Raw genomic sequence first — 14,744 nt, forward strand, 5'->3', positions numbered from 1 at the left:
TGACAGTTATGCTAAAAAATCACTTAAAAATAGCCTGGAGAAGTCTAAAAAAGCAACCTTTTTTTACTTTCCTAAATACATTTGGTCTTGCTATTGGTATGGTAGGAGGATTACTGATTTCATTATATATCTACGATGAATTGAGTTTTGATAAGATGTTTGCAGATGCTGATCGTATCTATAGGATAAATGTTGATGTAAAATTTGGAGGAAGTGCCGAAGAATATGCAGAAGTATCGGCTCCTATGGCCGAAGCCATGAAAAGAGATTATCCACAGGTAGAACTGGCCACACGATTTAGGAATTTGGGGAGTATGCTTGTAAGAAAAAGTGATACCGAGTTAAATATAAAAGAAGCCGGAGCTACTTATGTAGATACCACTTTTTTTGAGATGTTTGGCCTTGACCTGTTGGTAGGAAATCCCAAGACAGCACTAAAAGAACCTAATACTTTGATCCTAACCAAAGCTGCAGCAGAAAAACACTTTGGGATAAACGAAGCTTTAGGGCAAAATGTGATATTAGACAATAGGGATACATATACAGTAGTAGGTGTTATAGATGATATGCCAGAGAATTCTTTCATTAGAAACCACAATATTTTTATTGCAATGGCAGGAAATGAAGATGCTGCCTCTACCGAATGGGGAAACCATAATTATCCAACTTTTATTAAACTAAGATCGGGAGCAGATATCAAAGATTTTGATACTTTTTTAAAATCTGCATTAAGAGACTATGTAATTCCTGGAGTACAAAAGTATGCACCTGGGATAACAGAAGAGCAATTTTTGGCTTCTGGGAATTATCTTAATTTTAGTACTATAGCTTTAACAGATATTCATCTATATTCTAGTAGATATCCAGAGTTAAGTGCAAATGGCGATATTCAAAACGTTTATATTCTTTCTTTTATCGCATTATTTTTGATTATTCTGGCAAGTGTTAATTTCATGAACCTATCCACTGCGCATTCCCTTAAGAGGGCAAAAGAAGTAGGGGTTCGTAAAACGTTAGGTTCTAATAAATCAGAGCTCATCAGGCAGTTTTTGATAGAATCTGGTTTGATTTCTTTTATGTCATTAGTACTAGCCATTATAGCGGCTTCAATTGCGGTTCCTTTTTTTAATGAACTTGCAGGGAAAGAAATTTCCATACCATTTACCAATCCTTTTTTCTGGTTGATTTTACTGGTTTCAGTACTAGTATTAAGTCTTTTTTCGGGTAGTTACCCTGCATTTTTTATGTCAAAATTCAAGCCTATCCAGGCATTGAAAGGTATAACCGAAAATGGTATCGGAGGAGGAAAAATCAGAAATTCCTTGGTTGTTTTTCAGTTTGCTATTTCTGTGTTTTTGATTATTAGTACTCTAGTTGTTTTTCAACAATTAAAATTTATTCAAAACAAGGATTTGGGATTTACAAAAGATCAGGTTTTAATTATAAATGATGTGTATGCTACCGAAAACAAAATAGCATCTTTTAAAGAAGAAGTACAGCAATTAGCTCAGGTAAAAAACACATCGGTAAGCGGCTTTTTACCAACACCTTCATTTCGAAGTAATAGTACATTTTATAGAGAAGGGTTAAAAGATGATCATGAAAAAGCAATCAATATGAGTGATTGGAATGTTGATTTTGATTATGTGTCAACTCTAAATTTAGAAATCATTGCAGGACGTGATTTTAATCGAAAATTTAGTACAGATTCAACAGCTATGATTTTAAATGAATCCGCTGTAGCTATTTTAGGAGTAACACCAGAAGAAGCACTAGGGATACGATTATCATCGGATTATGATGGAGGTGAAGTTATATTTAGAACTGTAGTGGGAGTAGTTAAGGATTTTCATTACGAATCTTTAAGAAGGGATATTGATGCGTTGAGTCTTTCGCTGAACAATAGTCTTGGATCAATGGCAGTAAAACTTAATGCCGGAGATTTCTCTAATACTATAGCGCAAATTGAAACTATCTGGAATAGAATATCTCCAGGTCAGCCTTTCAATTATTATTTCATGGACGAATCTTTCAATACAACCTATCAGGCAGAACAACGATTGGGGCGAATTTTTATCATATTTACGATTCTATCGATCCTAATTGCCTGCCTTGGATTATTTGGCCTGGCTGCATTTAACGCAGAAAAACGAACTAAAGAGATAGGTGTTAGAAAGGTGATGGGGGCAAGTGTAAGTCAGATTACATATAGGCTTACCATTGATTTTCTTAAACTCGTTGGGATAGCAATATTGGTATCTCTACCATTAGGATGGTTTGCTATGAGTAAATGGTTAGAAGATTTTTCATACCGAATAGAAGTCAGTTGGTGGGTATTGATCCTTGCAGCTTTTATTGCCGTTGGGATTTCGATATTGACTGTAAGTTATCAAAGTATTAGAGCAGCAATTGCCAACCCGGTAAAAAGCTTGCGAACAGAATAAATCATCAACTCATCCTGAATTTGTTTCAGTATCAAAAAACGACAGTTATGTTTAAGAATTATATTAAAATATCTTTTAGAAACCTATGGAAGCATAAAGGCTTTTCTTTTATCAATATTTCTGGACTAGCTATTGGATTAGCAGCAGGGTTTTTAATGTTATTGTATGTGGGTTTTGAGTTGAGTTATGATCACTTTCATTCTAAATCAGATACTATTTATCGAGTGGTTGCTAATATAGAAATGCCAACAGGTACAATGGAAACTGATAAACCTGCAATTGCTGTACCTCCCCATTTGAAAAAAGAATTTCCAGAAATTTTAGATGCAGTTCGAGTTATGGATATTAATCTGGATGTACGTAATGCAACTATAAAACTAAAAGAAAATAATGCTATAGCAGCAGATTCTACTTTTTTTAAAATGTTTGATTTTGAAATATTACAAGGAGATAAGAATAATGTGCTTAAAGCACCTTATAGCATTGTATTATCCGAGACTGCTGCAAAAAAATACTTTGGAAATCAACCTGCAATAGGGCAAACATTAAAAATCAAAAATGAAGATATACATGATATAAATTTTACGGTTACAGGCCTTATGAAGGATTTTCCAGAAAACTCGCACATGCAAGCAGATATGGTTATTTCTATGACTACATATACACAAGGAGTCTTAACCGATTTTGACCAATATTGGGGTACATATGATCCATCGGCATATCTTCTATTAAACCCTAATGTAGATCCTGTGGTTTTAGCATCTAAATTTCCTGATTTTTTAGAGCGAAATATTGGAGAAGATATGAAAAAAAGCAAGTCTTATGTTTCACTTTTTCTTGAACCACTAAATGAAGTGTATTTATACTCTTCTAGAGGAGGCGGAATAAGTGGGGATATCGATTCTATTTATGTGTTTTCTATAATTGCGATTTTTATACTTTTAATAGCAAGTATAAATTTTATTAATTTAACCACAGCTCGTTCTGTTGAAAGAGCAAAAGAAGTAGGTGTACGTAAAGTTATAGGAGCAGAAAAACGACAACTTACTTTTCAGTTTATAGGAGAATCGATCATAATAGCCTTGTTAGCCTTTATACTCTCTATTGTACTTATAGCGATATTTTTACCTCTTTTTAATACCTTATCAGGTAAAATTGTAAGTCCAGGTATTTTTTCCAACGTCACTCATATAGGAATACTGTTTATAATCGCTTTAACAATTGGAGCACTTGCAGGGACCTATCCAGCTTTTGTTTTATCTTCTTTTAAACCAGTTCAGGTGTTAAAAGGCAGTTTTTCTACAGGTACAAAAGGAATACTGCTTAGAAAAGGATTGGTAGTCGTGCAATTTACGATTTCTATCGCATTAATTATAGGAACCATAATTATCTATAATCAAATGAATTATATGCGCAATCAAGAATTGGGGTTTGATAAAGAACAGATAGTTGTTTTAGAAACAAATATTTCACCTGCACAGAAAAAATTACAAGATAATTTGAATAACCTACCAGGAGTAATTTCTACCAGTTTTGGTTCTAGTGTACCAGGAGGAGGAAATAATATAGCTTATTCTTTAATTAAAAATAAAAATGGAGAGGAACAGGTAATAAACATAGATGCATATTTTACCGATTACAATTTTATTTCTCAATTTGGATTAAAAGTAGTTGCTGGTAGAACTTTTTCAAGAGATTTTGGAACAGATTCTACTGAAGCTATGGTGCTTAATGAAGCGGCTGTTAAGTTATTAGGATACAATTCTCCTGAAGAAGCATTGGGGATTAATTTTTCCCAATGGGGTAAAAGTGGACAAGTAATTGGTGTGGTGAAAGATTTTCATTTTACGTCATTAGAAGAAAATATTAATCCTTTGACTATGACTATTGCACCTAATAGAACAGATCTTTTATCAGTAAAAATCAGTACTCGAAATATCGAAGAGACACTATCTTCTATAGAACAGAAATGGGAAACAATTCTACCCGATGATTCATTTGAGTTTTATTTTTTGGACGAAGCTTTTAATGAACAATATCGTACCCATGAACGTTTCGGAAATTTATTTATATCGTTTACTATACTTGCAATATTAATATCCTGTCTAGGACTATTAGGTTTAGTAGCATATAGCACATTACAGCGTAAGAGAGAAATAGGTGTTCGTAAAGTATTAGGAGCTTCTGTAATTAAGATTATAAAACTTTTATCTAAAGAATTTATAAGTCTAGTGGGCATAGCCTTTATTATAGCCTCACCAGTAGCTTGGTTTATAATGAGTTATTGGTTAGAAGACTTTGCATACAGAATAGGTATACAATGGTGGATGTTTGTATTAGCAGGAATGTCTGCATTATTCATTGCTTTTATAGCTGTATGTTTTCATGCTACCAAAGCTTCTTTCGCTAACCCGGTAAAAAGCTTACGAACAGAATAAATCATCAACTCGTGCTGAACTTGTTTCAGTATCAAAAAACGACAGTTATGCTAAAAAATCATTTAAAAATAGCTTGGAGAAATCTCACAAAAAATAAACTTCAGACATGTATAAACCTATTAGGTTTAACTGTGGGTACTGTTTGCTGTTTAAGTATAATAGTATATGTATTTGCTCAATTAGGTTATGATACACATCATGAAGATGCTGAATCTCTTTATAGAATAAGAACTGTAATTACTGGTAATGGTAACGGCGGTGCTGATTTTAATGCAGCTACAAGTTCTCCTCCCATAGCTTTTGCTTTAAAAGAAGATTTTCCCGAAGTAACAGAAGCTTGTCGTATTGTATATTTTGGTGAGGGTAATGATGCGTTATTGAGAGTTCAGGATAGTAAAGAAAGCTATTATGAATCTCGTGGTTATTTGGCAGATCCTACTTTTTTTAACCTATTTGGCTATTCTTTTAAAGAGGGTAATGCTACAGGTGCACTAACAAGCCCTAATACTGTTGTTCTTTCTTCTACATTAGCCAAAAAATTATTCGGAGCAGGAGAAGCCCTACACAAAAATCTGGTTTTAGGTAGTGGTGAGGATGAATTAATTTTGACTATTACAGGAGTTTTTGAGGATAATTCTGCAAAATCTCACCTTAATCCAAATTATATTTTAAGCATGAATTCTCCTGGATTGGGAGAGTTTGTAAGAAATGAACAAAATTTTGCAACTCAGAATTTTGTACATAGCTATGTAAAACTTCTTCCTGGGTCTAATGAGAAGCAACTGCAGGAAAAATTACCCGCATTTTTACAAAATCGTGGTGCACAAAATCTGGCAGCAGTAGGTTTTGATAAAGCCTTACTATTGCAAAAGGTTAAAGATATTCACCTTTACTCTAAAGGAATCTCTAATCAGATTGATACCGTTTCGAATATTCAATATTTATATTTACTACTTATTCTCGCTCTATTTATCCAGATAGTAGCATGTATTAACTTCATTAATCTTAGTACGGCACGGGCAAATAAACGTGCCAAAGAAATTGGAGTGAGAAAAGCAGTAGGTGCAAATAGAGGATCCCTAATACGTCAATTTTTAGGAGAATCAATATTACTATCTCTGTTTGCTTTGGTGGTAAGTATTCCTATTACAGCTTTAGTATTACCTTTTGTGAATATACTTACCAAGGGAAATATACACTATACTGCTTTATTTGATTTGAAAATTTTAATGCCTTTACTGGCATTAAGTATACTTAGCGGTTTATTTGCCGGAGCATATCCAGCTTTGATCTTATCGGCTATCAAACCCGTTAAGGTACTTAAAGGAACTATTAATGTATCAACTGGGAGTGGAAACTTCCGTAAGGCATTAGTTGTCTTTCAGTTTATTGTATCTATCGCCTTGATAGCAGCAGTAATAATAGTGAATAAGCAAGTAGAATATTCACAAACCAAAGATATGGGGTTTGATAAAGAAAACCTTATTGCAATTCGTTTAGGAACCGATGAAGCGATAGGAAAATTTGATGCACTACGGTCTCAAATATCAACAGTATCAGGAGTTACTGATGTGGCAGGTAGTAATCACTATCCATCAGAATATATAATGAATGATTTAGGATTACATCTTCCAGGAGAAAACCCTGTAAATCAGACATTGGTTAAATACAATGGTATTAGTGATAATTATTTTGAAACTGTAGGAACACCTCTGCTTGTTGGTCGTGATTTACGTGCTAATGATAGTACTCAGGTTATCGTTAATAAAGCTACTATTGATGCTTTTAATATTGATATAGATAATGCATTAAGTTCTAAATTGATACAAACGTATGAAGGAGAAACTTCGATATATGAAATTGTAGGAGTTGTAGCCGATTACCATTTTGCCTCTCTAAAAGAATCAATAGCTCCTATCATGCTTTTCAATGATAATGAACCAGGGTGGCTTATCGTTAAAACAGAAACTACAGATTTTAAAACCTTGTTAGCTAATCTGGATCGTAGCTGGACATCAATAAATCCTAGTACACCTTTTGTATACACTTTTGTTGATAAAGAAGTTGGAAAATTATTTGTTGAAGAAAAACGGCTAAGTCAAATATCAATTGTATTTACTTGCTTGGCTATTTTGATTAGTTGTTTAGGTTTATTTGGATTGATTTCTTTTATGGCAGAGCAGAAGAAAAAAGAAATAGGAATTCGAAAAGTGTTAGGTGCCAGCGTAGGAACTGTAATCAATATGCTTACCAAAGATTTTGTAAAACTGGTACTTATAGCTTTACTTATAGCTACTCCTCTTGCGTATTACTATATGGAAGACTGGTTACAGGGTTTTGCATACAGAATTTCGATTAGTTGGTGGGTTTTTGCTTTAGCTGGAACTATTACTATGGGTATTACAATATTAACTGTATGTGTACAGGCATTTAAAGCAGCAACCGCTAACCCGGTAAAAAGTTTACGAACAGAATAAATTGTCAACTCGTACTAAACTTATTTTCAATATCAAAAAACGATAGTTATGTATAAAAACTATATCAAAATCGCTTGGCGAAACCTAAAAAGGAACAAAGGGTATTCGGTCATAAATATCGGTGGGCTTGCCATAGGTTTGTCGGCTGTGATTTTCATGCTTTTTTATATCAATCATGAGAATAGTTATGATACGTTTCATAGTGAATCTGATAAGCTTTTTAGGGTCGAAAGAACATATGTAAGTAGTATCCAAAGTGATATCTGGGATAGTACACCTTACATATTATCAGATGAATTGCAAAACGCTATTCCAGAAATTACTAATGCGACCAGTATAAGAACTACCGCAAACTACCTAAGTGTTAATGATGCAATGTATCATGAAAAGAATGGACTGTTTGCTGATAATGAGTTTTTAAAATTATTTAGTTTAAAATTCACTGAAGGTGATCAGTACAGCTCATTAGAAAATCCAATGAGTATAGTGCTTTCAGAATCATTAGCCAAAAAACTTTCCCCAGAAAGTAATATTATCGGAAAAACAATACGTATCGATAAAAAATATGACTGTATAGTTACTGGCATATTTGCTGATTATCCCGATAATTCTCATTTAAGGATTGATTACCTACTTTCTTTTAGCTCATATCAAACCATTACAAGAAATACACTCGATGCGGGTTGGGGTACAAATAATGCATCTACTTATGTTCGACTAAGGAATAATGCAGAAATCGGCAAGGTATCAGAAAAGATAAAAGGGTTTTTAACAAATCACCTTACGCTGGAAGATGGAATTCAAGAACTACTTAGTTTAAGATCCATTAGAGATATTTATATGAAAACTTCTAAAGTAAGAGGTGGTGGAGGAAATAGAAGTGAGGTAACTATACTGTATCTTTTTCTTGCAGTTGTAATTTTTACCGCTTTAATCACTTTGTTAAATTATATAAATTCATCGACTGCCCAAGTTATGAAGAGGGAATTGGAAATAGGAATCAAAAAGGTTATGGGTAGCACAAAAAGACATTTAAGATATCAGTTTATTATCGAATCATTGGTTATGGTATCTATTTCTTTTAGTATTGCTATAGGTCTGGTACTATTATTTCTACCACTCTTTAATACGATTGTCGGAAAGAATTTATCTATTGTTTTAAGTCAGGATTGGCCATTTTTTGTATATGTTATGCTTGGTTCACTTTTGGTAGGTATTTTGGCTGGTTTATATCCTGTTTTCTTTCTTACATCCTTAAAAATTTCTTCTTTTCTTCAAGGGAATTCGTCTATTAAACGCCGTGCTGGTCTAAGAAAAGCTCTGGTTGTTTTTCAACTAGTATTAGTGATACCACTGGTATTTACTTCAATACTTATTATAGAGCAGTTTAAATATATAGAACAACGAGATATTGGATTTGTAAAAGAAGATGTATTAGTGTCATTTATAGATGTTATCAATAAAGAAGACAGAGAGGTACTTAAAACATTAGGAGAACGATTATTACAAAATCCTAATATTCTTAATTATTCTATATCAGATTCAGGTCCATTTGGTGGTGGTGGACAGCAAAGTATGGATTGGGAAGGTAATAGAACTAATGAAAAAGCTATTATTAGGTCACACAGGGTAGATTACGATTTCTTGAAAACCTACCAAATGACACTAACCGAAGGAAGAGATTTTTCTGAAGATTATGCTACAGATATCCAAAGCGCATGCATTATAAATCAAACTGCTTTAGAATTGTTCGGCTGGGACAATGCTTTGGGTAAGAAAATTGATAATGGCCGTTTAAAAGTGATCGGTGTAGTAAAAGATTTTAACGATTATACCGCATTCAAGAAAATCCCACCTATGATCCTTTTTATGGATGAAGGTTCTGGTGGTTCATATGTAACCATAAAAGTAGCTCCAGATAAAAGGGCAGAGGCCCAAGCATTGGTTAATACACTTTTTAATAATAATTTTCCAGAAAGCCCTATTGAATTCAGCTTTTTGGATCATGAGCTTGACAGTAGTTTTTTGAATTCACTAAAAGGCACCATCAATATTTTTATTTTTTTCTCGGTGCTGGCTATACTATTGGCAGTACTTGGGTTATATAGTCTGGTATCCTTTTCACTAAGAACACAGCAGAAAATGATAGCAATACGAAAAGTGCTGGGGGCCAATGCAAAAAGTATTTTTTTAATACTGCTTAAAGAGTATATGATATTATTCTGCATAGCTGCAACACTAGGGCTTATTACGGTTTATTTCATAGCAAATAAAATAATACATGTTTTCGCATATCATGAAGGTGTCAAATTTAGCTATCTAATTATGGCAGGGTTGCTAGCCTTATTTGTGGTGCTTTTTTCGGTGAGTAGCAAAATAATTTCTGCAGTATTACAGAATCCCATAAAAAGCTTGCGAACAGAATAATTTATCAACTTGTACTGAATTTGTTTCAGTATCAATCAAAAAAATATAGTTATGTTTAAGAATCATTTAAAAATTGCCCGGAGAAGTATCTTAAAAGATAAGATGTTTACTTTCATCAAAATAGGAGGTTTTGGTGTTGGGATTATGGCGTGTGTATTAATTGCACTTTTTATAAAAGATGAATTAAGCTATGACAAGCATTATGTTAATGAAAAACAAATTTATAGGGTATATACAGAAGTAATACATAAAGGTGAACTTATAAAATGGACTCATTACCCAGCACCTTTTGCCAAAGCCATAAAAAATGATTTTCCTGAAATACAAAAGTCAGGAAGATTTCTTACCAGTGAGCTTTTTGGTACTGGAAACAAAGAGCTTCGAATAGAAGGGGAGTCAGAAAATATTTTTGAAAATGGATTTATTTTTGCAGATCAGGAGTTATTAGAAATCTTAGAAATACCACTTGCACAAGGAAGTACCGAGAGTGCTTTATCTCAACCAGGAACTATAGTAATCTCTCAAGCCAAAGCTGATAAATATTTCCCTAACGGAGATGCTATTGGTAAAATCCTGATTTTAGATAATAATACAGAGAAACCCTACAAAATAACTGGTGTAATGAAAGATTCACCAGAAAACACACATTTTGAGTATAACTTTCTAATGACGATGGTGGGCAGGGATTTTTATCCTTATGAAAAACATAACTGGGGTGCACAGAACTATCATACCTATATTTTAGTAAATGATAATACCAACCTACAAGAATTAGAACAAAAAATGTTCTCCATTGTTGAAGACTATATGATTCCTACCGCTAGAGAATCTAACAGGCTTGATAAAATTGACTTCTTAAAAAGCTATCAATTCAAACTGCAACCTATAAGCGATATCCATTTAAAATCAACAGATATTAGTGATGGATTAAAACATGGTGATATTCGTTTTGTATGGTTGTTTGGTGCCATCGCAGTATTTATTCTACTATTGGCATGTATTAACTTTATCAATCTATCTACAGCCAAATCAGCCAATCGCGCCAAAGAAGTAGGGCTACGAAAAACTGTGGGAGCTTTTAGGAGAAATTTAATTTCTCAGTTCATCACCGAATCAGTCCTGTTTAGTATTATATCATTTGTTTTGGGTGTGCTGCTGGCGTGGGTATTACTCCCATATTTTAATACGATTGCTTCAAAAGCATTGGTCATACCATGGGGGCAATGGTGGTTTTTACCCATACTATTACTTTCGGCATTATGTATTGGGATTCTAGCCGGATTATATCCTGCTTTTTACCTCTCTGCTTTTAAACCAGCGAGCGTATTAAAAGGAAGTTTGAGTACAGGTAGTAAAAGTGGTAAACTAAGAAGTGGCCTGGTTATTTTTCAATTTACTACATCTATTATTCTTATCATCGGAACACTGATCATATACCAACAGGTGAATTATATCCTGAACAAGAAACTGGGTTATGATAAAGAACAGGTTCTGGTTGTTCAAGGCGCAAAAAGTTTGGGGAATAAGACACAAAACTTTAAAGATCGACTATTAAAATTACCCGAAGTAAAACTAGTTTCTGTTAGTGATTATTTACCTATCGAAGGAACCAAACGAAACGGAAACACCTTTAAAGAAAAAGGTAAAGAAAATGATGGGGTAGCTGTTCCTGCACAAATTTGGGAAGTAGATCATGATTACATCAACACTTTGGATATGCGTATAAAAAAGGGACGAGATTTTTCCAGAGAATTAGCTTCAGATTCTACCGATGCAATAGTCATTAATGAGATTATGGCTAGAAATTTTGGTTTTGAGAATCCTTTAGGGAAAAAAATAACTAATGGAAGAGAATCCTGGACTATAATTGGGGTAGTAGAAGATTTTCATTTTGAAACTTTAAAATATGACATTCAGCCGTTGGCAATGACTGTAAGTAATAACCCAGGGATGATTTCTGTACGTTTAGGCACAGACAATATAAATCAAGCGTTAACATCAATTTCCTCAATTTGGGATGAAAGCGTTCCTAATCAATCTTTTAGGTATAGCTTTCTAAATCAGGATTTTTCTAAAATGCACGAAGATGTACAGCGTATTGGTAAAATCTTTATCAGTTTTGCGTTGTTTGCAATTCTTGTAGCATGCTTAGGTTTATTTGCTCTTTCGGCTTTTATGGTAGAGCAGCGTAAAAAAGAGATTAGTATCCGCCTGGTTTTGGGAGCTCCCTTTAAGAGTATATATAAGTTATTGACATTAGATTTTTTAAAACTAATTATAATTTCAATAGGTATTGCTATTCCTATTGGTTGGTATATGATGAGTCGATGGCTAGAGGATTTTGCCTATCGTATTAACATTGGTTGGGGAATATTTTTGATAGCAGGAACCCTGGCAATAGCAGTAGCGATTTTAACTATAAGCTATCAGTCTATCGGGGCAGTATTTATTAAACCTTTAAAAAGTTTACGAACAGAATAATTATTAAACCTCACAGGTTTTAAAAACCTGTGAGGCTTAAATATCACTATATCATGCACACTTTATATTTTAAAATAGCAATTAGATATCTTTTAAAGAATAAACTCTATTCTTTTATTAATATTTTGGGATTAGCCATTGGTGTTGCTTCTTTTATTTTGATCATGGTTTATGTGAATTATGAACGTAGCTATGACACTTTTGAAGGATCAGAAAATGTATACCGGGTATATATGGATGCTCTGGAAGGTGATGTTTTTGAAGCTTCAGATGCGCAAACTGCCAATCTTATTGGCCCTACCTTAAAACAAGAATTTCCCGAAGTGATAGAGCAGGTGCGTCTTTATCGTTTTGATAAGGTGACTTTTAAATATGATGGGAAAATCATTGAAGAATCCAAAGGCGCCATGGCAGATGAAACCTATTTTGAGGTATTTAATTATCCCCTTTTAAAAGGAGATAAACAAAATGTACTAAAAGAACCTAATACTATTGTACTCACAGAATCTTTTGCTAAAAAGATATTTGGAGCGCAAAACCCTATAAAAAAGACGTTATTAGGCTTTCATGTAGGAGAAGAAGTGTTATTAACGGTAACGGGAGTTTTAAAAGATATTCCCGAAAACACTCATATGAAAACCAATTTCCTGATTTCTTTGGATACGTATGCAACTTGGTTTGCATCAGATGCAGAAAAAAAATTAAACTGGGGACATTGTAATTTTTATACGTATCTAAAAATAGATAAAAATACAGATAAGGATCTTCTGAAAAGTAAAGTGATTGCTAGTGACTTTGAGGACGATGCAGATGAAAGGTACAATATTGAGCCTCTAGAAGATGTCCATCTGTATTCTAATAAACCTTATGAAGCCGAAACTAATGGTAGTATCAGTAGAATAAAATTTCTAACAACCATAGCTTTTATAGTACTGTTATTATCATGGCTCAATTATATCAATTTATCCACCACCAAATCCCTGGAGCGTGCCAAGGAAGTTGGTGTTCGTAAAGTTGCCGGGGCACAACGGATACAACTTATTTTGCAATCGTTAACAGAATCGATTGTTCTAAACGGTATCGCAATTGCCATAGCAATTATACTTGCCCTAAGTATGCTTTCAATCTATAACAATGTTACAGGTAAAGAATTGGTTATACAGAATTCTACTATTATAGAGCTATTACCTATTATTAGTTTTATTGTAATTGGTATGATCCTAACAGGACTATATCCTGCTATTTTACTAAGTGGATATTCACCGTCAAAAGCATTAAAAGGAAAGATACGTGCTTCTGCCAGTGGATTGAATATTAGAAAAGGATTGATTGTTATGCAATTTCTAGCCACTATTGTTTTGCTTATTGGTACGATAGTCATTACCAAACAAATAGATTTTATGCAAAAACAACCGATCGGTGCAGAATTGAATCAAACTATTTCTTTTCATGGCGAATTTTTAAGTAATATATCAGATTCCCTGGCTAGAAATAAATGTAAAATCCTTGAAACAGAGCTGCAAAAATTTCCTTTTGTAGAGAGTACATCAAGAACTCAGACATATCCTGGCGACGGTTATCATAATTTATCAGGATTTATAGGGCTGAAATACCCCAACGGAACAGAGGATAGCAAAAAAGTATTTTACAAATATGCTGCAGACAGTAATTATCTTGATGTATTAGATATTCAATTTCTTGCCGGAAATAATTTTATAAACAATCCCAAAGGAAATAGCAATACTGTTATAATTAATGAAGCTTGTATGCGTGAGATAGAAGTTTTTAACCCAAATGAAGCTATAAATAAAACCATAAACTTTTTTGGAAGGGACTGGGTGATTTCTGGGGTTATTGAAAATTACCATCATTTCGGATTAAAAAAAGAGATACATCCTATGATTATTCTACATGGCAATAGCAGTGATAATTTATTAGTAAAATTTGATGAGACTGTTGCTTCTGTTTCAGGATATAACAAAGCAATTACCCAGATAGAAGAAAAATGGAAGCAAATACTGCCACAACGAACTTTTGGTTATACATTTTTGGATAAAAAGTTTGAAGCCCAATATAATGATGATAAAGAATTTAGTGCTGCCTTCAGGATATTTACTCTTCTGGCAATATTTATTGCCGCGTTAGGCTTATTTGGGTTAACATCTTATACCTGTGTACAGCGTAAAAAAGAAATAGGAATTAGAAAAGTAAACGGAGCAAGTATTTTTAAGATTCTGAAATTACTAAACATTGATTTTATCAAATGGGTTGGGATTGCATTTATAATTGCTATTCCTATAGCCTGGTATACTATGAATTCCTGGTTAGAAAACTTTGCAATAAAGACAAGTCTTAGCTGGTGGATATTTGTACTTGCAGGAATAATGGCACTTGGTATTACATTGATTACAGTAAGTTGGCAGAGTTTTATGGCAGCCAATCGAAACCCTGTTGACGTACTTAGAGACGAATAGTAA

6 protein-coding genes are annotated in these 14,744 nt (G+C 33.5%); all 6 read left to right on the plus strand.

Going from position 1 to position 14,744, the window contains the following annotated elements; genetic code table 11:
* Nucleotides 1-8 precede the first annotated feature (8 nt).
* From ATE84_RS04970 to ATE84_RS04995, 6 genes are read left to right on the plus strand one after another with little or no spacing between them, the layout of a single operon-like run.
* On the plus strand, nt 9-2,444 hold the full coding sequence (locus tag ATE84_RS04970; RefSeq protein ID WP_101450838.1) for an ABC transporter permease: 2,436 nt from the start codon (nt 9-11) through the stop codon (nt 2,442-2,444).
* 47 nt (nt 2,445-2,491) lie between these two features.
* Complete coding sequence (locus ATE84_RS04975; protein ID WP_101446342.1) at nt 2,492-4,882, plus strand: ABC transporter permease; 2,391 nt, start codon at nt 2,492-2,494, stop codon at nt 4,880-4,882.
* A 47-nt stretch (nt 4,883-4,929) separates the two neighbouring features.
* Complete coding sequence (locus ATE84_RS04980; RefSeq protein WP_101446344.1) at nt 4,930-7,359, plus strand: ABC transporter permease; 2,430 nt, start codon at nt 4,930-4,932, stop codon at nt 7,357-7,359.
* A 48-nt stretch (nt 7,360-7,407) separates the two neighbouring features.
* On the plus strand, nt 7,408-9,786 hold the full coding sequence (locus ATE84_RS04985) for an ABC transporter permease (RefSeq protein WP_101446346.1): 2,379 nt from the start codon (nt 7,408-7,410) through the stop codon (nt 9,784-9,786).
* A gap of 51 nt (nt 9,787-9,837) precedes the next feature.
* Nucleotides 9,838-12,267 (plus strand): ABC transporter permease, encoded by a 2,430-nt coding sequence (locus ATE84_RS04990; RefSeq protein WP_101446348.1) that lies wholly within the window; start codon nt 9,838-9,840, stop codon nt 12,265-12,267.
* A gap of 53 nt (nt 12,268-12,320) precedes the next feature.
* Nucleotides 12,321-14,741, plus strand: coding sequence for an ABC transporter permease (locus ATE84_RS04995; RefSeq protein ID WP_101446350.1), 2,421 nt, complete (start codon nt 12,321-12,323; stop codon nt 14,739-14,741).
* Nucleotides 14,742-14,744: the final 3 nt, after the last annotated feature.

It is taken from the genome of Aquimarina sp. MAR_2010_214 (assembly GCF_002846555.1).
In the GTDB taxonomy this organism is placed as follows: Bacteria; Bacteroidota; Bacteroidia; order Flavobacteriales; family Flavobacteriaceae; genus Aquimarina.